Source organism: Enterobacter sp. UPMP2052 (genome assembly GCF_053709675.1).
Window position 1 is genome coordinate 126264 of the sequence record NZ_JBSKJR010000004.1, and the last position, 18679, is coordinate 144942.

The 18679-nt window shown below is 55.1% G+C and carries 21 protein-coding genes; 13 read left to right on the plus strand and 8 right to left on the minus strand.

What is annotated here, in order from left to right; translation table 11 throughout:
* Positions 1-11: 11 nt before the first annotated feature.
* Positions 12-968, minus strand: a complete 957-nt coding sequence (locus tag ACWKX3_RS14160; protein ID WP_454541978.1) for a polysaccharide deacetylase family protein — start codon at positions 966-968, stop codon at positions 12-14.
* Between the two features lie 150 nt (positions 969-1118).
* Here ACWKX3_RS14160 and rfaQ point away from each other — a divergent pair, with 150 nt between their 5' ends.
* The 7 genes from rfaQ (at position 1119) to coaD (ending at position 8011) form a co-directional block, all read left to right on the plus strand.
* Positions 1119-2186, plus strand: coding sequence for a putative lipopolysaccharide heptosyltransferase III (gene rfaQ / locus ACWKX3_RS14165; protein WP_088208997.1), 1068 nt, complete (start codon positions 1119-1121; stop codon positions 2184-2186).
* Positions 2186-3313 carry a glycosyltransferase family 4 protein gene (locus tag ACWKX3_RS14170; protein WP_400445865.1) on the plus strand — a complete coding sequence of 376 codons (1128 nt, stop codon included), beginning with the start codon at positions 2186-2188 and terminating at the stop codon, positions 3311-3313. The genes rfaQ and ACWKX3_RS14170 overlap by 1 nt, the downstream gene beginning before the upstream one ends.
* A gap of 2 nt (positions 3314-3315) precedes the next feature.
* Positions 3316-4413, plus strand: a complete 1098-nt coding sequence (locus ACWKX3_RS14175; RefSeq protein ID WP_400445862.1) for a glycosyltransferase — start codon at positions 3316-3318, stop codon at positions 4411-4413.
* A 14-nt stretch (positions 4414-4427) separates the two neighbouring features.
* Positions 4428-5417 (plus strand): glycosyltransferase, encoded by a 990-nt coding sequence (locus ACWKX3_RS14180; RefSeq protein ID WP_454541979.1) that lies wholly within the window; start codon positions 4428-4430, stop codon positions 5415-5417.
* A gap of 66 nt (positions 5418-5483) precedes the next feature.
* The gene (waaA, locus tag ACWKX3_RS14185; RefSeq protein ID WP_454541980.1) at positions 5484-6758 is read left to right on the plus strand and encodes a lipid IV(A) 3-deoxy-D-manno-octulosonic acid transferase; all 1275 of its coding nucleotides are present in this window, start codon (positions 5484-5486) and stop codon (positions 6756-6758) included.
* On the plus strand, positions 6758-7528 hold the full coding sequence (locus tag ACWKX3_RS14190) for a glycosyltransferase family 2 protein (protein WP_137273051.1): 771 nt from the start codon (positions 6758-6760) through the stop codon (positions 7526-7528). The genes waaA and ACWKX3_RS14190 overlap by 1 nt, the downstream gene beginning before the upstream one ends.
* A 3-nt stretch (positions 7529-7531) precedes the next feature.
* The gene (coaD, locus tag ACWKX3_RS14195) at positions 7532-8011 is read left to right on the plus strand and encodes a pantetheine-phosphate adenylyltransferase (RefSeq protein ID WP_006177722.1); all 480 of its coding nucleotides are present in this window, start codon (positions 7532-7534) and stop codon (positions 8009-8011) included.
* Positions 8012-8053: 42 nt separating this feature from the next.
* On the opposite strand, the gene mutM is transcribed toward coaD, so the two are convergent.
* From mutM to radC, 4 genes are all read right to left on the minus strand, one after another.
* Positions 8054-8863 carry a bifunctional DNA-formamidopyrimidine glycosylase/DNA-(apurinic or apyrimidinic site) lyase gene (mutM, locus tag ACWKX3_RS14200; protein ID WP_454541981.1) on the minus strand — a complete coding sequence of 270 codons (810 nt, stop codon included), beginning with the start codon at positions 8861-8863 and terminating at the stop codon, positions 8054-8056.
* Positions 8864-8934: 71 nt separating this feature from the next.
* Positions 8935-9102 carry a 50S ribosomal protein L33 gene (gene rpmG, locus ACWKX3_RS14205; protein ID WP_003024094.1) on the minus strand — a complete coding sequence of 56 codons (168 nt, stop codon included), beginning with the start codon at positions 9100-9102 and terminating at the stop codon, positions 8935-8937.
* A gap of 22 nt (positions 9103-9124) precedes the next feature.
* Positions 9125-9361: a 50S ribosomal protein L28 gene (gene rpmB, locus ACWKX3_RS14210; protein WP_002436699.1), complete on the minus strand. Its 237-nt coding sequence runs from the start codon at positions 9359-9361 to the stop codon at positions 9125-9127.
* 218 nt (positions 9362-9579) lie between these two features.
* Positions 9580-10245, minus strand: coding sequence for a RadC family protein (gene radC / locus ACWKX3_RS14215; RefSeq protein ID WP_006177720.1), 666 nt, complete (start codon positions 10243-10245; stop codon positions 9580-9582).
* A gap of 173 nt (positions 10246-10418) precedes the next feature.
* On the opposite strand from radC, the gene coaBC reads away from it, so the two are divergent.
* From coaBC to slmA, 3 genes are all read left to right on the plus strand, one after another.
* Positions 10419-11630, plus strand: a complete 1212-nt coding sequence (gene coaBC, locus ACWKX3_RS14220) for a bifunctional phosphopantothenoylcysteine decarboxylase/phosphopantothenate--cysteine ligase CoaBC (RefSeq protein WP_220711440.1) — start codon at positions 10419-10421, stop codon at positions 11628-11630.
* Entirely contained in the window at positions 11608-12066 is a 459-nt protein-coding gene (dut, locus tag ACWKX3_RS14225) for a dUTP diphosphatase (protein ID WP_006177718.1), read from the plus strand. The genes coaBC and dut overlap by 23 nt, the downstream gene beginning before the upstream one ends.
* A 120-nt stretch (positions 12067-12186) precedes the next feature.
* Complete coding sequence (gene slmA / locus ACWKX3_RS14230) at positions 12187-12783, plus strand: nucleoid occlusion factor SlmA (protein WP_220710831.1); 597 nt, start codon at positions 12187-12189, stop codon at positions 12781-12783.
* A gap of 59 nt (positions 12784-12842) precedes the next feature.
* Here slmA and pyrE read toward each other — a convergent pair whose 3' ends face one another.
* Together pyrE and rph are read right to left on the minus strand one after the other, a co-directional pair.
* Complete coding sequence (gene pyrE / locus ACWKX3_RS14235; protein ID WP_141114400.1) at positions 12843-13484, minus strand: orotate phosphoribosyltransferase; 642 nt, start codon at positions 13482-13484, stop codon at positions 12843-12845.
* Positions 13485-13549: 65 nt separating this feature from the next.
* The gene (gene rph / locus ACWKX3_RS14240; RefSeq protein ID WP_006177715.1) at positions 13550-14266 is read right to left on the minus strand and encodes a ribonuclease PH; all 717 of its coding nucleotides are present in this window, start codon (positions 14264-14266) and stop codon (positions 13550-13552) included.
* Positions 14267-14391: 125 nt separating this feature from the next.
* Here rph and ACWKX3_RS14245 point away from each other — a divergent pair, with 125 nt between their 5' ends.
* Together ACWKX3_RS14245 and ACWKX3_RS14250 are read left to right on the plus strand one after the other, a co-directional pair.
* On the plus strand, positions 14392-15255 hold the full coding sequence (locus ACWKX3_RS14245) for a YicC/YloC family endoribonuclease (RefSeq protein ID WP_042321337.1): 864 nt from the start codon (positions 14392-14394) through the stop codon (positions 15253-15255).
* A gap of 205 nt (positions 15256-15460) precedes the next feature.
* Positions 15461-16078, plus strand: coding sequence for a trimeric intracellular cation channel family protein (locus ACWKX3_RS14250; RefSeq protein ID WP_058610853.1), 618 nt, complete (start codon positions 15461-15463; stop codon positions 16076-16078).
* A gap of 2 nt (positions 16079-16080) precedes the next feature.
* On the opposite strand, the gene ligB is transcribed toward ACWKX3_RS14250, so the two are convergent.
* Positions 16081-17751, minus strand: coding sequence for an NAD-dependent DNA ligase LigB (gene ligB, locus ACWKX3_RS14255; RefSeq protein WP_454541982.1), 1671 nt, complete (start codon positions 17749-17751; stop codon positions 16081-16083).
* Between the two features lie 251 nt (positions 17752-18002).
* Between ligB and gmk the strand changes: the two genes are divergently transcribed.
* Positions 18003-18626 (plus strand): guanylate kinase, encoded by a 624-nt coding sequence (gmk, locus tag ACWKX3_RS14260; RefSeq protein WP_006177710.1) that lies wholly within the window; start codon positions 18003-18005, stop codon positions 18624-18626.
* Positions 18627-18679 lie beyond the last annotated feature (53 nt).

Consider the following 18679-nt stretch of genomic DNA (forward strand, 5'->3'; position numbering starts at 1 on the left):
CCTGGCGGGCATTATTGTGTTTTGTGCTGATAAAACTCAGCCAGCGTCATCCCCACGGTCTTATCCGATAACCAGGTAAAGAGCGTTTCTAAATCCTGATATAAACCTTCGATCGCCGCATCGTCTTTAAACGTTGGGCTTCCGCCCGGCATAAATTCAGACGAGTGAAGCATAAATTCCACGTAGTCATTTCCCTGAGACAAACATTGCTGCGCAACCTGAATCATCTGCGAGGCATTGCCACCCGAAGGACGCAGCCAGTTGACGGAAGGCGAGCGGTATTTTCCGCGAAGGCGATCGTAGCCCTGCTTAACGGTGTTCAGCCAGGCGGGATGTTTATACTGAATGCTCATCGGGACTTCGAGTAATGGGCTGTTACCCGGCCGGGCAATGTTCTCGACGTCCATGAAGTAGGCATGGTCAGGAAAAGCCTGATAGTTCGTTCCGCCCTTTCCTTGCGGGGCACCTTTTGCATTGCGCCAGTTCACGCGCGGCGTGACGGAACAATCCACCTGATAACCCAGCTCGATCAGCAATTGGGCGTAACGGCTATCGAACGCCCAGCGCCCGGCACGATGGCTGAGCATTTTGGTCTGAAATGTCTCTTCCAGCAGCTCAGTCATGAACAACACTTTTTCGCGCATGACCTCGTCCGGGAATTCAATCAGATACGGCTGCCAGCGCCAGTCATCCCCGGTGAGATCGTGCTCCGGCGGGCTATTCCACGCATGAAGGTGCATACCCACCTCCCCCGCGCCGCGGGCGATAACGTCTTTAGCAAACGCGATGAAAACCGGTTCAATCGCCATCTCATAGTTCGTCAACCAGACGGGCTTAAAGCCAAAACGCTCGCAGAGCGACTGGAACCGAGCCAGGTAGCGTGCGTTTTCCGTTTTAATAACCCGATGGTTTTGCCAGAGATTATCGCCTTCAGTATCAATCGTGATGATAAACGCTGGTTTTTTCATAATGAACCCGTGAGACAGATAAGTTAGCGCTATGTTACGCACGCCACAAAGCTGGAGTAAACCCTTGCAAAGAAATTCCTGACATTATGGAGAAAGAGTGCAACTCGTTACCAGGTCTATTAGAATTGCCAACAGTACAACGCTGATAAGATGATGATGAATAACTTACCTGACATGCCTGATTTGCGCATTTTACTTATCAAACTTCGCCATCATGGCGACATGTTACTCACCACACCCGTCATTGATTCGTTACGCCAGGCATGGCCGCAGGCACAGATTGACGTGCTGCTTTATGAAGAAACCCGCGATATGCTCGCCGCGCATCCGGCCATCGGTACCATCTATGGGATCGATCGTAAGTGGAAGCAGCTGGGAACATTGAAGCATCTTCAAAAAGAGTGGCAGCTACTTTGCGCGTTAAGAGCGCAACATTATCATCTGGTTATCAACCTTGCCGATCAGTGGCGCAGCGCGATTGTGACGCGTTTTACCGGCGCACCTGTTCGTATCGGGTTCGCCTTCAATAAACGCAATACTGCCTTCTGGCGCTTTTGCCATACTGCATTAGCCCCCGTCACAAATCACAACGCGTTACACACCGTCGAACAAAATCTCTCCATACTTTCACCGTTACCGGTGGTTCCCCAGCCGGCCGTCACCATGGCTTACCGTTCAGAAGACTGGGAGAACGCACGTCAAAAGCTCGCGCAAACGGGTGTGGGGGATGACTACATCGTGATTCAGCCTACGTCGCGCTGGTTCTTTAAATGCTGGGACGAAGGCAAAATGGCGCAAACCATTACGGCGCTTCAGCAGGATGGTCACACCGTCGTGCTGACTGCCGGGCCGGATAAAAAAGAGATGGCGATGATTGAGCGCATTCTTGCCGCCTCGCCGAAAACCGGCGTCGTCTCGCTGGCGGGCCAATTAACGCTGCGTCAGCTGGCCTCCCTCATCGATCATGCTCGATTATTTATTGGCGTGGATTCCGTGCCGATGCACATGGCCGCCGCGCTGCAAACACCGTGTGTCGCGCTTTTTGGCCCGTCCAAACTGACGTTCTGGTCGCCGTGGCAGGTAAAAGGGGAGGTGATATGGGCAGGCGATTACGGCCCGCTCCCCAACCCGGACGCCATTGATACCAACACCAAAGAACGCTACCTCGACGCCATTCCTGTGGAAGCCGTCGTCTCCGCGGCAAGGAGATACCTGTAATGAAACACCATCGTCTGGCGATTGTTCGCCAAAAATATCGCCCGGACGGCGGGGCGGAACGTTTCGTCTCCAGAGCCCTTACCGCGTTAAGCAACCAAAACCTTGAACTCAACGTCATCACACGCGAATGGCAGGGCGAGAAGCAGGACGACTGGCATATCCACATCTGCGACCCGCGCAAATGGGGCCGCATCAGCCGCGAACGCGGATTTGCTCATGCCGCGCGCGCGCTCTGGCAACAGCAACAGTTTGATATTGTTCAAAGCCATGAGCGCATTCCAGGCTGTGACATTTATCGCGCAGGCGATGGCGTGCATCGGCGCTGGCTGCTGCAGCGCGCGCGTATCCTGCCCGCCTGGCGTACACACATGCTCATGCATGACCGCTATCACCGCTATGTGATGAACGCCGAACGTGAAATGTATCAGGCACCCGAGTTGAAAGCCGTTATCTGTAATGCGGAGATGATCAAGCGCGAAATCGTCGAAGACTTTGATATTGACGCAAAAAAGATACATGTGATTTATAATTCAATTGATTCGTGCCGCTTCGTTCCAGTAGAAGAGGTACAACGTGCGGCATTGCGTCAGCAGTTTGGGGTGCCCGCTGACGCGACCGTGTTCTGCTTCGTGGGCTCGGGGTTTGAACGAAAAGGGTTAGCCAGCGCCATACGTGCTATTGCGGGAACCGCGGCATGGCTGATTGTGGTTGGACAGGATAAAGCAGAGCGTCGTTATCGCGACCTTGCCCGGTCATTAGGCTGTGAAGGGCAAATTCGCTTTCTGGGTATGCAAAAAGAGACGCTGCCATTTTACCAGCTATCCGATGGTTTACTGTTGCCAACGCTGTATGATCCCTTTCCTAACGTCATACTGGAAGCGATGGCCTGCGGTTTACCGGTCATTACGTCGACCAGCTGCGGTGGGGCAGAATTTATTGAGCAAGGCCAGAACGGCTTTTCCTGTGACGCACTTGATATCAGCACATTGAAGGAGGCGATAGCGGCCACCCCTTCACTGAACAACAATAACAACATGGGGCTTGCGGCGCGTGAACGCGTGAAAGAGGCGACTCCCGAAAAACTTTCAAGCCAGCTTATTTCGCTTTATCAAAAATTACTGGATTAATAATGCGCATCCTAATGATTATTGATGGTTTACCCGGTGGAGGCGCCGAAAAAACGGTTCTCACACTCTCCAGCGGACTGATAGAAATGGGGCACCAGGTCTCCCTTTTCTCTTTGCGGAACGTGTGCGACTACGCCATTCCGGAGGGCATCGATTTTCAGGTTATTCAGGATACGTGCACCAAACCCTGGCGCAAGCTGACGGAGATCCCACGCCGTTCACGGCTGCTGGGTCAGGCGGTTGAGCGAGCCGAGCGCAGCGGTAAATTTGATGTGATTTTCTCCCATCTGCACAAAACTGACCGAATCGTGGCGCATTGCAGTGCGTTAGAGCGCGATAAGGTCTGGTTCTGCGTTCACGGCATGTTCTCCTTCTCCTACCTGCGCCATCGAAGCGGCCTGTCACGCTGGTTCAAGCATTTTAAAATTCGTCATACCTATGAAAACCGCAACGTTGTCGCCGTTTCGGCTGCCGTACTGAAGGATTTGTCCCAGACGCTGGCCATCGATCTTCGCCGCCAGGCGGTCATCCATAATCCGTTCGATATCCCCGAAATTCAGCGTCTGGCAGACGCTCCCTTTGAGATGCAGGGGCAGGATTACATCATCCACGTTGGCCGCTTCCATGAGCACAAACGTCACGATCGCCTGTTGCGGGCGTTCGCACTGAGCGGCCTGGATACCACGCTGGTCATGATGGGAAATGGTTCCGAGGCGAAAATTCAAAAACTGCAGCAGCTTGCCAGCGAACTGGGCATTGCTAACAAGGTCCTGTTCCGCCCGTTCGAGTCCAATCCCTATCCCTGGATCCATGGGGCACGCCTGTTAGTGCTCAGTTCCGACTGCGAAGGTTTTGGTAATGTGCTGGTTGAAGCAATCATCTGCCAGACGCCGCCCGTGAGCACTAACTGCCCAGGCGGCCCCGCTGAAATTCTCACGGGAACTTTAGCGCGCGGGCTGACAGAGATGAATGACGAATCACTGGCAAAAACGCTGGCGGATATTTACACCACGCCGCCGGCTGTCGATCGCGAAACGATAGCATCGTTCGGCATCAACGCCATTTGCCAGCAATATATTGCTTTGGTCGACAATCAATAATAATCAGGTTTTTTATGCAAAATTCAGTGCCATTATTAAGCGTAGTGGTTGCCGTTTACAACGGTGAAGCTTTCCTGGATCAGTTCTTTACCTGCCTTACGGATCAGCGTATCGACGATATGGAAGTAATCATCGTCAACGATGGTTCCACCGACGGTTCGATGCAGATCGTCAATAAGTGGCGCGAAAAACTGCCGCAGATGCAGATGATTGATCAGGCAAATCAGGGGGTCTCTGTCGCCCGTAACACCGGTCTGGCCATTGCCACCGGGCAATATCTTTCCTTCCCTGATATTGATGATGTCTTCAAGCCCGGCATGTACCAGCACCTTCTTGAGATGGCCGTCACGCAGAACCTGGATGTCGCCACCTGTAACGGGAACTACGTCTGGGAAAATAATAAAAAGCCTTCGCGTCCTATCTTCCCGGAAGACAAACTGGCCTCAACGGGGGTGATGACCGGGGCGGCATGGCTGAAAAAAGCGCTCGATTCCCGCAAGTTTTTGCATGTCACCTGGCTCAATATCTATCGCCACGACTTTATCCGCCAGAACGGCTTTCGTTTTGAACCCGGCCTGCGCCACCAGGATATTCCGTGGACCACCGAAGTGCTGCTCGCGGCTGAGCGGGTTCAGTACACCAGTGAACGTTATTATGACTACTACATTCACTCCGCATCGGTGTCGCACACACCAGACAATGACGACACGCTGATCCGTTCCGCGCGCCATTACATGAAAATCCTTCAGATGCTTGATGCCATTAATCAGCGCTATCCGGATAAAATCAAAAATATCCCCGCCTGCCACTGGCAAATTGCCAAAGAGGGGCTTGGGATTATTCATACCTTCGATAACATGAAGGATGAAAAGAAAAAGTCGATGATTATTAAAGAATTCTTCGATACAGGCATCTGGAAGCTCATCTGGAAAAGTGCAAAAAGTCCGCGACTGCGCTGGCGCCTGGGCCGACGATATTTCCGTTTGAAGCGGTATGTGGCATAAGAGATAGCTTTACCTGGCTTAAATGCTTAGAATTTGCCCGCCGAAACTGAAAAAACGGATAATCGCTTGGAATTGTTGTATACCGCCCTGCTCTACATCATTCAGCCACTGGTGTGGCTGCGACTGTTGCTTCGTAGCCGTAAAGCGCCTGCGTACCGTAAACGCTGGGCTGAACGCTATGGCTATTGCCTTAATAAAGTGGCCCCGGACGGTATTTTGCTGCATTCCGTTTCTGTCGGTGAAACGCTGGCGGCGATCCCGCTGGTTCGCGCCCTGCGTCACCGCTACCCTTCCCTGCCGATCACCGTCACCACCATGACGCCGACCGGCTCCGAGCGCGCCCTGTCCGCGTTCGGGAAAGACGTGCATCACGTCTATCTGCCTTACGATCTCCCGTGCGCCATGAACCGTTTCCTTAATACCGTTCGCCCGAAGCTGGTGATCGTGATGGAAACCGAACTGTGGCCGAATATGATTTCCGCCCTGCATGCCCGTAAAATTCCGCTGGTGATTGCCAACGCGCGCTTGTCTGAACGTTCCGCGAAGGGTTACGGCAAGCTGGGTAAATTTATGCGTCGCCTGCTCAGCAAAATTACCCTGATTGCGGCACAGAACGATGAAGACGCGGCACGGTTCACGGCGCTTGGTCTGAAACGCAACCAGCTTGCCGTGACCGGCAGCCTGAAGTTCGATATTTCCGTTACGCCGGAGCTGGCGGCACGGGCGGTGACGCTGCGTCGCCAGTGGGCACCCCGTCGTCAGGTGTGGATTGCTACCAGCACCCACGACGGTGAAGAAGAGATTATCCTCCAGGCGCATCGCAAGCTGCTGGAGACCTTCCCTGATCTGCTGCTGATCCTGGTGCCGCGCCATCCGGAGCGTTTCAAAGATGCTCGCGAAATGGTACAGAAAGGCGGTTTCAGCTTCACCCTGCGCAGTACCGGTGAGATCCCTTCCGGCAGCACCCAGGTGGTGATTGGCGATACCATGGGCGAGCTTATGCTGCTGTACGGCATTGCCGATCTGGCGTTTGTCGGCGGCAGCCTGGTTGAGCGCGGAGGCCATAACCCTCTGGAGCCAGCGGCGCACGCCATTCCGGTACTGATGGGGCCACACACGTTCAACTTCAAAGATATCTGCGCGAAATTGCAGCAGGCCGATGGCTTAATTACCGTGACGGATGCGGACTCGGTGGTGAAAGAGGTTTCAACCCTGCTCACCGACGAAGACTACCGTCTGTGGTACGGCCGCCATGCTGTTGAGGTACTGCATCAGAATCAGGGCGCGTTGACCCGTTTGCTGCAGCTTCTGCAACCTTACCTGCCTCAGCGGAGCCACTGATGTCTGCGCGTCTGTCGGTCGTCACGATCGCCAAAAACGCTGCCGACCTGCTTCCGGACTACCTGGCCTCCGTTTCATGGGCGGATGAAATCATCCTGCTTGATTCCGGCAGCACCGATAACACGGTAGAAATGGCGCGTGCGGCAGGCGTAAAGGTCTATGTCGACACCGACTGGCAGGGCTACGGTATCCAGCGCCAGCGCGCGCAGGCCTGCGCCACCGGCGATTACGTGCTGATGATCGATACCGATGAGCGCATTACGCCCGCGCTTCAGCAGAGCATTCAGGCCATCCTGGCCGCCCCACAGCCTGGCGCGGTCTACAGCATTGCGCGTCGCAACTACTTCCTCGGGCGGTTTATGCGCCACAGCGGCTGGTATCCTGATCGCGTTATGCGCCTTTATGAGCGCACCCGTTATCAATACAACGACAACCTGGTGCATGAGTCTCTGGCCTGTGAGAACGCCCAGGTTATCCCGCTGACGGGCGATCTGCTGCACCTCACCTGCCGCGATTTCGCCAGCTTCCAGCGTAAGCAGCTGAGCTACGCCACCGCATGGGCGCAGGAGCGCCACCAGCGCGGCAAGACAGCCTCGTTGACGGGCATCTTCACCCACACGCTGGGCGCGTTTCTGAAAACGCTGCTGCTGCGTGGCGGCGTGCTGGATGGCAAACAGGGTTGGTTACTCGCGGTGGTAAATGCCCAGTATACTTTCAACAAATATACCGAGCTGTGGGCGCTCTGCCGCGGCTACTCTGAGAAAACGTGAGCCATGAGCACAAAAGCGATTTATCCGGGTACCTTCGATCCGATCACCAACGGTCATCTTGATATCATCACGCGTGCAGCAAGCATGTTTGATAAGGTGATTCTGGCCATTGCCGCCAGCCCCAGCAAAAAACCGATGTTCGATCTGAACGAGCGCGTTGCGCTTGCCACCGATGCGATTTCTCATCTGCCGAACGTGGAAGTCGTAGGGTTCAGTGACCTGATGGCCAACTTTGCCCGCGCCCAGCAGGCCAATATTCTGATCCGCGGATTGCGCGCGGTGGCGGATTTTGAGTATGAGATGCAGCTGGCGCATATGAACCGCCATCTGATGCCGGAGCTGGAAAGCGTATTCCTGATGCCGTCGAAGGAGTGGTCGTTTATCTCCTCCTCGCTGGTGAAGGAGGTCGCACGTCATCAGGGCGATGTGACTCACTTCCTGCCGGAAAACGTGCATCAGGCGTTAATGGAAAAGCTGAAGTAACCGTCGCCCGGTGGCGTGGCGCTTACCGGGCCTGATATACGCTTATTTCTGACACTGACGGCAATAGAACGTGGCGCGCTGGGCGTGCTTCGTTGCAATAATCGGTGTGCCACAGACTCTGCACGGCTCGCCTTTGCGGCCATAAACCTGCAACTCCTGCGCGAAATAGCCAGGCTTACCATCGCTCTGCAGGAAGTCCTTCAGCGTTGTTCCCCCCTGCTCAATGGAGCGCAGCAGCACCGCCTTAATCACCCTGACCAGCAGTTCGCACTCCTGCGCCGAGAGCGACGAGGCCAGCCGATCGGGATGGATCCCGGCAGCAAACAGCGATTCGCTGGCGTAAATATTCCCCACGCCCACCACCAGCTTGTTATCCATTAGCCAGGGCTTAATCGGCGCTTTCTTCTTCACACACTTTGCTCTCAGGTAATCAGCGTTAAACGCCTCAGAGAGTGGCTCCGGCCCCAGATGCGCCAGCGCGCTATGGCCTTCCAGCTCTTTGGTCCACAGCCATGCGCCAAAGCGGCGAGGGTCGGTGTAGCGCAGCACTTTGCCGTTGCTCATGACAAGGTCAACGTGATCGTGCTTTTCAGCAGGCAGCTCTTCGGTGAGGATCCGCAGGCTGCCGGACATCCCCAGGTGGATGATGATCCAGCCGTCAGGCAGCTCCAGCAGCAGGTATTTCGCGCGGCGCTGCACGCTGATGACGGGCTTATCGCTTAACGCGTGAATTTCATCGGAAACCGGCCAGCGAAGACGACCATTGCGGACAACAGCATGAAGAATGGTCGCACCAACCAGATGTGGTTCAATGCCGCGGCGGCTGGTCTCTACCTCAGGTAATTCAGGCATGGTTCCTCCGTTGGATGCAGAATGCAAAAAACCCCGCAGTTGCGGGGTTTTTCAATACAAGGAATCTAAAATTATTTGATTTTAGCTTCTTTGTACAGTACGTGCTGGCGTACAACTGGATCGAACTTTTTCAGTTCCAGTTTTTCCGGCTTAGTACGTTTGTTCTTCGTGGTGGTGTAGAAGTGACCAGTACCAGCAGAAGAAACCAGCTTGATTTTCTCACGAATACCTTTAGCCATGATTTATTTCCTCTTTAAGTACTTAGTACTTTTCGCCACGGGCACGCAGTTCGGACAGAACTGTATCGATGCCTTTCTTATCAATAACACGCATACCTTTAGCAGATACACGCAGGGTGACAAAACGCTTCTCGCTCTCAACCCAGAAACGGTGAGAGTGCAGGTTAGGCAGGAAACGGCGTTTAGTCGCGTTCAGTGCGTGGGAACGGTTGTTACCGGTCACCGGACGCTTGCCAGTAACTTGGCAGACTCGGGACATGTCTATTCTCCAAAAATCAAATTAGCTCGAGCTTCGTATGGGGTATCGGCGCCTCGTCAGGCTTTACAGCCCGGTCATCGCATAGTTCTAAGTGAACTCTCGATTGCCAGGCCCAAATGCCAAACCCGAGATTCTCAAAGGTGGCGTAGTATACGCTGACTCGGCGGTGTGCTCAAGTCCCGAGCAGACAAAGATCCCAATGGATCGCGTAAAATGGTCTAAATCCAACCATGTTCTGCAAAAGAGAGGTACTCTCCGCGGCCAATTATCAGATGGTCCAGCACACGAATGTCCATGATTTGACAGCACTTGATAATGCGTTTGGTGATTTCTTTGTCAGCTCTGCTTGGTTCTGCACAGCCAGAGGGGTGATTATGCGCGAGGATCACGCCGGCTGCATTCACTTTTATCGCTTCCCGCACGATTTCTCGGGGATGGACCTCAACGTGGCTTAATGTACCCGAAAACAGGTGGCAATGCTTCAGCACCCGGTTTTTGTTATCAAGAAAGATCGCCATAAAGATCTCGCGCTCGGCGTCTGCCAGCTGGCTTTGCAAAAACTCGCGGGTCATTTCAGGGGTCAGGAGCGGGTCTTCTTCCTGCATACGCACAATGTAGAAACGTCGGGCAAGTTCGGCAATCCCCCTTAACTGGGCAAATTTCGCCACGCCAATGCCATCAACCTCTTTAAACGCCGCCATGTCGGCGGTCAGCAGGCCATACAGCGAACCGAAGTGGTGGATCAACTCGCGCGCCAGGACATAGACCGACTTCCCCTGAGTGCCGGTTCGCAAGAACAGCGCCAGCAGCTCCGCATCGGTAAGCGACGTAATGCCATAGCGCAGCATTTTTTCACGCGGTAACAGCGATAATACCTCATCCATGCCCTGTCTCCTTAGGTTTAACACTATGCTGCCACAGCTCTCCCCCCTGCTCGACGCCCATTTTTCGTTCCTGCGTAGCGCCTCGCAAAGTGGATAACGGACAAAATCACCCCGTTTTTGGGATTGTGATAAAATGCCGGCTCTCTGGTGAAACCCAACAGGAAAGAATCATGATGAGCCTGGCCGGTAAAAAAATCGTTCTTGGCGTGAGCGGCGGCATTGCTGCCTATAAAGCGCCGGAGCTGGTGCGCCGTTTGCGCGAGCGCGGAGCCGACGTGCGGGTCGCGATAACCGAAGGCGGCAAAGCCTTTATTACTCCCCTGAGCCTGCAGGCCGTGTCGGGATACCCGGTGTCGGATAGCCTGCTCGATCCGGCGGCTGAAGCCGCGATGGGCCATATCGAGCTCGGCAAGTGGGCAGACCTGGTTATCCTCGCCCCTGCGACGGCAGACTTAATCGCCCGCGTCGCGGCCGGTATGGCGAACGATCTGGTCTCCACCATTTGCCTTGCCACACCGTCTCCCGTCGCCGTCGTGCCTGCGATGAATCAGCAGATGTACCGCAACGCTGCCACCCAGCATAACCTCGAGACGCTGGCCTCTCGCGGCCTGCTTGTCTGGGGGCCGGACAGCGGCAGCCAGGCCTGTGGGGATATCGGCCCCGGGCGCATGCTCGATCCGCTGACGATTGTCGATATGGCTGCCGCTCATTTTTCGCCTGTCAACGATCTGCAACATCTCAACATCATGATTACCGCGGGCCCAACGCGCGAGCCGCTGGACCCGGTGCGCTACATCACCAACCACAGCTCCGGCAAGATGGGCTTTGCGATTGCTGCTGCTGCGGCAAAACGCGGCGCGAACGTCACGCTCGTCAGTGGCCCGGTGTCTTTACCGACGCCACCCTTCGTGCAGCGCATTAACGTGACCACAGCCCTGGAAATGGAGGCTGCCGTTCAGGCGCACGCCCAGAATCAGCAGATTTTTATCGGCTGTGCCGCCGTCGCTGACTATCGTGCAGAGACCATCGCAGATAGCAAAATTAAGAAACAAGGCGATGAATTAACACTAAAAATGGTTAAAAACCCGGACATCGTGGCCGGCGTTGCCGCACTGAAAAACCATCGTCCTTACGTTGTTGGGTTTGCCGCCGAAACAAATAATGTGGAAGAATATGCCCGGCAAAAGCGTACCCGCAAAAACCTCGATTTGATTTGCGCGAATGATGTCTCGCTGTCCACGCAAGGATTTAACAGCGACAGCAACGCATTGCACCTTTTCTGGCAGGATGGAGATAAAGTCTTACCGCTTGAGCGCAAGGAACTCCTGGGCCAACAATTACTGGACGAGATCGTTACCCGTTATGATGAAAAAAATCGACGTTAAGATTCTGGACCCGCGCGTTGGCGAGCAATTTCCGCTGCCAACCTATGCCACCTCCGGCTCTGCCGGTCTTGACCTGCGCGCCTGTCTCGATGACGCCGTAGCGCTGGCACCGGGCGAGACCACCCTGCTCCCGACCGGTCTGGCGATTCACATTGCTGACCCGTCGCTGGCGGCGGTGATCCTGCCGCGCTCTGGTTTGGGCCACAAGCATGGTATTGTGCTGGGCAACCTGGTCGGCCTGATTGACTCTGACTACCAGGGCCAGCTGATGGTCTCCGTCTGGAACCGTGGCCAGGATAGCTTCACCATTGAACCCGGCGAGCGGATCGCGCAGATGGTGTTTGTACCTGTTGTGCAGGCCGAATTTAACCTGGTGGCTGATTTTGACGCCACCGACCGTGGCGAAGGCGGCTTCGGCCATTCAGGGCGTAAATAGTCGCCCGTTAGACACGCATCTCACAGCGCCATAATGCAATAACAAACCGCAAACGTCAGTTTGCGGTCGCTGTGTGGATGCCAGCCTGGCAAGTGCTTATTTTCAGGGGTATTTTGTAACATGGCAGAAAAACAAACCGCGAAAAGGAATCGTCGCGAAGAAATACTTCAGTCTCTGGCTCTGATGCTTGAATCCAGCGATGGCAGTCAACGCATTACCACAGCAAAACTGGCGGCCTCCGTGGGCGTGTCGGAAGCGGCGCTGTATCGCCATTTCCCGAGCAAGACCCGGATGTTCGACAGCCTGATTGAGTTTATTGAAGACAGCCTGATCACGCGTATCAACCTGATTCTGAAAGATGAGAAAGACACCAGCGCGCGTCTGCGTCTGATTGTGCAGTTGATTCTGGGCTTTGGCGAACGTAATCCTGGCCTGACCCGTATCCTGACCGGACACGCCCTGATGTTTGAGCAGGATCGTCTGCAGGGCCGCATCAATCAGCTTTTTGAGCGCATAGAGGCGCAGCTGCGCCAGGTCCTGCGTGAGAAGAAGATGCGTGAAGGCGAAGGGTACATCAACGATGAGACGCTACTGGCAAGCCAGATCCTGGCGTTTTGCGAAGGGATGCTCTCCCGCTTCGTGCGCAGTGAATTCAAATATCGCCCAACGGACGATTTTGACGCCCGCTGGCCGTTAGTGGCTTCGCAGTTGCAGTAACGATATCCGGCCTGCGTAACCCTTAGGCCCGGTAAGCGCTTGCGCCACCGGGCAAAAAATCACACGCCAAACGCTTCCCGATAGGCACGCACCGCCGCCAGATGGTCCGCCATCTCTGGCTTCTCTTCCAGATACGCAATCAGGTCTTTCAGCGTGATGATTGACGTCACTTTACAGCCGTAATCACGCTCCACTTCCTGAATAGCCGAGATCTCGCCGCGTCCGCGCTCCTGACGGTCCAGAGAGATCAGCACGCCCGCAAGCGTTGCGCCGTTCGCCTGGATAATCTCCATCGATTCACGGATCGCGGTGCCTGCCGTGATCACATCATCCACCAGCATCACGCGGCCCTGCAGCGCGCTGCCGACCAGGTTCCCGCCTTCACCGTGGGTTTTCGCCTCTTTACGGTTAAAGCAGTACGGCACGTCGCGATCGTGATGTTCTGCCAGGGCGACCGCCGTGGTGGTCGCAATTGGAATGCCTTTGTAGGCCGGGCCAAACAGCAGGTCAAAATCAATCTGTGAATCCACCAGAGCCTCGGCATAGAAACGGCCCAGCAGAGCCAGATCGCGCCCGGTATTAAACAGCCCGGCGTTGAAGAAATAGGGGCTTTTCCGCCCGGATTTCAGCGTAAACTCGCCAAACTTAAGTACCTGCTTGTTAAGCGCAAACTCAATAAACTGGCGCTGATATGGTTTCATGGATTCGCTCCTTTATTTTCTGTCTTACAGGCAAAAAAAAGGCGACTCATTGGTCGCCTTTAAAATCAATTTTCTAACGCCGCTTTCTGCGTCGTGACAATAGATTCGATTCCCCCTCGGGCCAGCGCCAGCAAGGAGAGAAGTTCTTCATGGGTGAACGGCTCGCCTTCTGCGGTGCCCTGCACCTCAATGATGCGTCCGTCTTCGGTCATCACCACGTTCATGTCAGTTTCCGCCGCGGAATCTTCAACGTATTCCAGATCGCACAGCGCTTCACCGTTAACGATACCTACGGAAACCGCCGCAACCATCCCTTTCATAGGGTTAGTTTTCAGTTTGCCGGCCGCAACCAGCTTGTTCAGCGCATCCGCCAGCGCAACACAGGCGCCGGTAATAGACGCCGTACGCGTGCCGCCATCGGCCTGAATCACATCGCAGTCCAGCGTGATGGTGAATTCGCCAAGCACTTTCAAATCAACGGCTGCACGCAGCGCGCGCGCGATCAGACGCTGGATCTCCATGGTACGTCCACCCTGTTTCCCCTTTGCCGCTTCACGGGCGTTACGGGTATGGGTCGCACGCGGCAGCATGCCGTATTCGGCGGTGATCCAGCCCTGGCCCTGGCCTTTCAGAAAGCGAGGAACGCCTTCTTCAATAGAGGCGGTGCACAGCACTTTGGTGTCACCAAACTCAACCAGCACGGAGCCTTCAGCGTGTTTTGTATAGTTACGGGTCAGGGTGACGGGACGCACCTGATTGGCGCTACGGCCTGATGGACGCATGATGAATTCTCCGGCTTGAAACGAATGTGGCTGCGCATTATACGGATAAAGGGCGCTTATTCCTATCCTGAGAAGCCCCCGAAAGCTATAATCCCCCCATCTCTCTTTTAAAAACGGGAATGTCTATGATCCGCAGTATGACCGCCTACGCCCGGCGTGAAATCAAGGGTAGCTGGGGTAGCGCTACCTGGGAAATGCGCTCGGTAAACCAGCGCTATCTGGAAACGTATTTCCGTATGCCGGAGCAGTTCCGCAGCCTGGAGCCAGTCGTGCGTGAGCGTATTCGTGCTCGTCTGACGCGCGGCAAAGTGGAATGCAACCTGCGTTTTGAACCCGATGCCAGCGCTCAGGGTGAGCTGATCCTTAACGAAAAACTGGCTCGCCAGCTGGTGAACGCAGCCAACTGGGTCAAGATGCAGAGCGACGAAGGCGAAATCAACCCGGTGGATATCCTGCGCTGGCCTGGCGTGATGGCTGCCGGTGAACAGGATCTGGACGCCATTACCGCTGAAATTCTCTCCGCCCTCGACGGCACGCTGGACGACTTTATCGTTGCCCGCGAAACTGAAGGCCAGGCGCTGAAAGCCATGATTGAGCAGCGTCTTGAAGGCGTAAGCGCCGAAGTGGCTAAAGTTCGCAGCCATATGCCTGAAGTGCTGCAATGGCAGCGCGAGCGTCTGGTGGCGAAACTTGAAGAAGCAGAAGTCCAGCTTGAAAACACCCGTCTGGAACAGGAGCTTGTCCTGATGGCGCAGCGTGTTGACGTTGCCGAAGAGCTGGACCGTCTTGGCGCGCACGTTAAAGAGACCTACAACATTCTGAAGAAGAAAGAAGCTGTGGGTCGTCGCCTCGACTTCATGATGCAGGAGTTCAACCGTGAGTCAAACACGCTGGCCTCTAAGTCGATTAATGCTGACGTGACCAACTCCGCGATTGAGCTGAAGGTGCTCATTGAGCAGATGCGCGAGCAGATCCAGAATATCGAGTAATGACTTTCGGGTGGTATCGTTCGATATCACCCATTATTTATTCTAATCCGTTTTTCTCTACCCCTTTCCCGCCTACCGCCATCTATAAGCCATTTTCATCAAAACCTGATTAGTTTTTATAGGGCAAAGCACATCACCTTAGAAAATCTCAATCGTGATCCTGCGCACAACTCGCTAACCTCTGGGCGCTCACACCGGAGGTTATATGCTGCTTCATATTCTTTATCTCATTGGTATCACCGCAGAGGCCATGACGGGCGCGCTTGCAGCCGGGCGCCGGCGCATGGACACCTTCGGCGTGATCATCATCGCCACTGCCACCGCGCTGGGTGGCGGCTCGGTACGTGACATTTTACTGGGCCACTATCCACTGGGTTGGGTAAAACACCCGGAGTACGTGGTTATCGTGGCCACCGCCGCGGTATTGACGACCATTGTGGCTCCCGTGATGTCCCACCTGCGCCGCCTGTTCCTGGTGCTGGATGCCATAGGGCTTATCGTCTTTTCCATTATCGGGGCGCAAATTGCGCTGGATATGGGGGAAGGCCCGATTATCGCCACCATTGCCGCCGTCGTGACCGGCGTGTTTGGCGGTGTGCTGCGCGATATGTTTTGCAAGCGTATCCCGCTCGTTTTTCAGAAGGAGCTATACGCCGGCATCTCCTTCGCGGCAGCCGTACTGTATATCGCTCTGCAGCATTACGTCTCCAACCATGACGTCGTGGTGATCTCCACCCTGCTTTTTGGCTTTACGGCACGCATGCTGGCGCTGCGCCTGAAGCTGGGGTTGCCCGTTTTCCACTACAAACACAACGTGCACTGATCTCAGAATCCGTTGATGCGCTGTTCGGCAAGCCATGCTGCCAGCGCCTCGACCTGGGGATGGTGTAACCACTCGACTATTTGCAGCGCTTTTTCTTTTCCGGTCACCGGCAGGTGTTGCCACTCTTCGGCGCGACGGCTGCGCATTGCCTGCCACGATGTGTCCCCGGCGGCATTCAGCGTGGCTTTGGTTACCGGAATACCCATCGCCGTGATCCAGCGGATAAAAGGTTGTTCACGAATCAGGTTAAAACGATGCCAAAGCGCTACACCGCGTGCGGCGGAAAATCCCGGCGTCGACTGGATCTGCGCCTGGTTTAAGCGCAGCCACGAAAAGATATGCTCAAAATGATGCGCCTGGTAAAGCGCACGCCAGCCAGCCTCCCCCAGACCTTTAACGTCCAGCCCCTGCGTCGAGCTTAGCCACGTTAACCGGCTAAAGAACTGGTCCATACATTCTGGCGAGGCATAAAAACAGGTCAGTGAATGAAACTGCGACGCCGGAGGGCGTGGTTTTTGCCGCTCAACCCCACGCCAGATCACCTTTTCAAACCGCGGGATGCCTTGCCCGGCCAGGCTAATCAGAATGTGATCGCCCGGCGCAATATCCAGCCGTTGCCATCGGTCCACCGACCCCAGGCTCACCCGCTGCACGCGTTTATCATCCAGTTGCACGGGCGCCAGTAATGCGACGACGGAAATTTTTCCCGTTCTGCCCACAGCAAACTGAATGTCCCGCACGTCGGCTACCTGCGAAACCGGGGTGTATTTCCAGGCGATGACCCAATTCCCCTCTCCGGGTAGCCAGCGGTCGCCGGCGGGTTCAACGGCCGAACGCACCACAACGCCGTCCGTGACAAAGGGCAGAGGCGAGGTAAGCCAGTGCGCGCGCTGTTTTTCGACCTCGTCTGCTGACTGGACAGGCAAGGTATAGCGGGCCGTTAAATCAAAGCCTGACTGCGATAACTGCGTAAGGTGATGCTGCATGGCTTTGGGTCCATCAGGCCAGGCCCAGATAAACACGCCGATCTGCTTCAGAAGCGAGGCATCCGCGTGTCGCATCATCGCCCCGGCAACTTTAGCCCGTGCGTTCATTCCGCCCATTTGCTGCTGGATGTGGTTATCACGCAGCAGAAACAGCTCGCCCTGCAGAACGCTGTTCGCCAGCGCGCCTTCGGTGGATTGAGGCACCAATGGCATTGCGCGTACCTGCGCGGTCCAGTCTTCACCTTTTACGCCATCCCCACGGCTGACGGCCTGACTTAATGTCCCGTTGCGGTACACCAGCGTTACCGCCACACCGTCCACTTTCGGCTGCACCCAGAGATCGCGTCGGGCGTACATCCACTGGCGAAGCGCCTCTTTACTGGCAACCTTCTGAACGCCCGTGTGGGCGATGGGATGTTTGACCGTTCCCTTCAGCACGGGAAGGGACGACTCCGCGGGTGCGTTACCAAAACATCGCTCCCACTGGGCCAGGCGGGCGGTGAGCTGGTCGTAAATCTCATCACTCACCTCGCTTGTCCCCTCTTTCCAGTAGGCCTCATCCCAGCGTGTTTTCTGCGCGCTCAACGCCGCAATCTCTTTCTCTGCCTTCCCCTGCGACCAGACGGGGCATACCGCCACGCTACAACCGCACCACAACAGCATCACACTGCTTATCCATCGCCACATTGCTACCCCTCCTTTGCATTGGGAGTGGTATAACCCGGCGCGCAAAACAACGCGATTAGCAACCTTTCACTTTGCGAGGCGTCATCCAGGCTTTCTTTTTGTTGCTGAAAACCAAAGATGAAACCTGAAAACGGCACGCAAAATTTAATAAACCATGGGAAAAAGTGTGACAAAGGCTACGTCACACAGCGCCGACGTGTATAATAAGCCCGTATGTAGGACTTCTTCGCTAACACATACAAAAGACTCTCATGGCTCAAGGCACGCTTTATATTGTTTCTGCCCCTAGTGGCGCGGGTAAATCCAGCCTTATTCAGGCACTGTTAAAAACCCAACCGTTGTACGACACACAGGTTTCTGTTTCTCACACCACGCGAGCACCGCGTCCGGGTGAGGTGCACGGTGAGCACTATTTCTTTGTGAATCACGACGAATTCAGAGCGATGATTGGCCGAGACGCGTTTCTTGAGCACGCTGAAGTTTTCGGTAACTACTACGGCACCTCGCGTGAAACCATTGAGCAGGTGCTGGCAACGGGCGTCAATGTGTTCCTGGATATCGACTGGCAGGGCGCGCAGCAGATCCGCAAGAAGATGCCGGACTCGCGCAGCATTTTTATACTGCCGCCGTCGAAAGATGAACTCGATCGCCGTCTGCGCGGTCGCGGTCAGGACAGCGAAGAGGTGATTGCAAAGCGTATGGCGCAGGCAGTTGCAGAAATGAGCCATTACGCGGAATATGATTACCTTATTGTGAATGATGATTTTGACGCCGCGCTGAGCGATCTCAAGACCATCCTTCGTGCAGAGCGTCTGCGTATGAGCCGCCAGAAGCAGCGACATGACGCATTAATCACCAAACTGTTGGCAGACTGAACCCACTTTCAGTATCATGCCCAGTCATTTCTTCACCTGTGGAGCATTTTAAG

Excerpts from the sequence above, each read along its gene's own strand:
- ACWKX3_RS14160 (WP_454541978.1), bottom strand. The coding sequence starts at position 968 with ATGAAAAAACCAGCGTTTATCATCACGATTGATACTGAAGGCGATAAT.
- rfaQ (WP_088208997.1), top strand. The coding sequence starts at position 1,119 with ATGATGATGAATAACTTACCTGACATGCCTGATTTGCGCATTTTACTT.
- ACWKX3_RS14170 (WP_400445865.1), top strand. The coding sequence starts at position 2,186 with ATGAAACACCATCGTCTGGCGATTGTTCGCCAAAAATATCGCCCGGAC.
- ACWKX3_RS14175 (WP_400445862.1), top strand. The coding sequence starts at position 3,316 with ATGCGCATCCTAATGATTATTGATGGTTTACCCGGTGGAGGCGCCGAA.
- ACWKX3_RS14180 (WP_454541979.1), top strand. The coding sequence starts at position 4,428 with ATGCAAAATTCAGTGCCATTATTAAGCGTAGTGGTTGCCGTTTACAAC.
- ACWKX3_RS14190 (WP_137273051.1), top strand. The coding sequence starts at position 6,758 with ATGTCTGCGCGTCTGTCGGTCGTCACGATCGCCAAAAACGCTGCCGAC.
- coaD (WP_006177722.1), top strand. The coding sequence starts at position 7,532 with ATGAGCACAAAAGCGATTTATCCGGGTACCTTCGATCCGATCACCAAC.
- mutM (WP_454541981.1), bottom strand. The coding sequence starts at position 8,863 with ATGCCTGAATTACCTGAGGTAGAGACCAGCCGCCGCGGCATTGAACCA.
- rpmG (WP_003024094.1), bottom strand. The coding sequence starts at position 9,102 with ATGGCTAAAGGTATTCGTGAGAAAATCAAGCTGGTTTCTTCTGCTGGT.
- rpmB (WP_002436699.1), bottom strand. The coding sequence starts at position 9,361 with ATGTCCCGAGTCTGCCAAGTTACTGGCAAGCGTCCGGTGACCGGTAAC.
- radC (WP_006177720.1), bottom strand. The coding sequence starts at position 10,245 with ATGGATGAGGTATTATCGCTGTTACCGCGTGAAAAAATGCTGCGCTAT.
- coaBC (WP_220711440.1), top strand. The coding sequence starts at position 10,419 with ATGAGCCTGGCCGGTAAAAAAATCGTTCTTGGCGTGAGCGGCGGCATT.
- dut (WP_006177718.1), top strand. The coding sequence starts at position 11,608 with ATGATGAAAAAAATCGACGTTAAGATTCTGGACCCGCGCGTTGGCGAG.
- slmA (WP_220710831.1), top strand. The coding sequence starts at position 12,187 with ATGGCAGAAAAACAAACCGCGAAAAGGAATCGTCGCGAAGAAATACTT.
- pyrE (WP_141114400.1), bottom strand. The coding sequence starts at position 13,484 with ATGAAACCATATCAGCGCCAGTTTATTGAGTTTGCGCTTAACAAGCAG.
- rph (WP_006177715.1), bottom strand. The coding sequence starts at position 14,266 with ATGCGTCCATCAGGCCGTAGCGCCAATCAGGTGCGTCCCGTCACCCTG.
- ACWKX3_RS14245 (WP_042321337.1), top strand. The coding sequence starts at position 14,392 with ATGATCCGCAGTATGACCGCCTACGCCCGGCGTGAAATCAAGGGTAGC.
- ACWKX3_RS14250 (WP_058610853.1), top strand. The coding sequence starts at position 15,461 with ATGCTGCTTCATATTCTTTATCTCATTGGTATCACCGCAGAGGCCATG.
- ligB (WP_454541982.1), bottom strand. The coding sequence starts at position 17,751 with ATGTGGCGATGGATAAGCAGTGTGATGCTGTTGTGGTGCGGTTGTAGC.
- gmk (WP_006177710.1), top strand. The coding sequence starts at position 18,003 with ATGGCTCAAGGCACGCTTTATATTGTTTCTGCCCCTAGTGGCGCGGGT.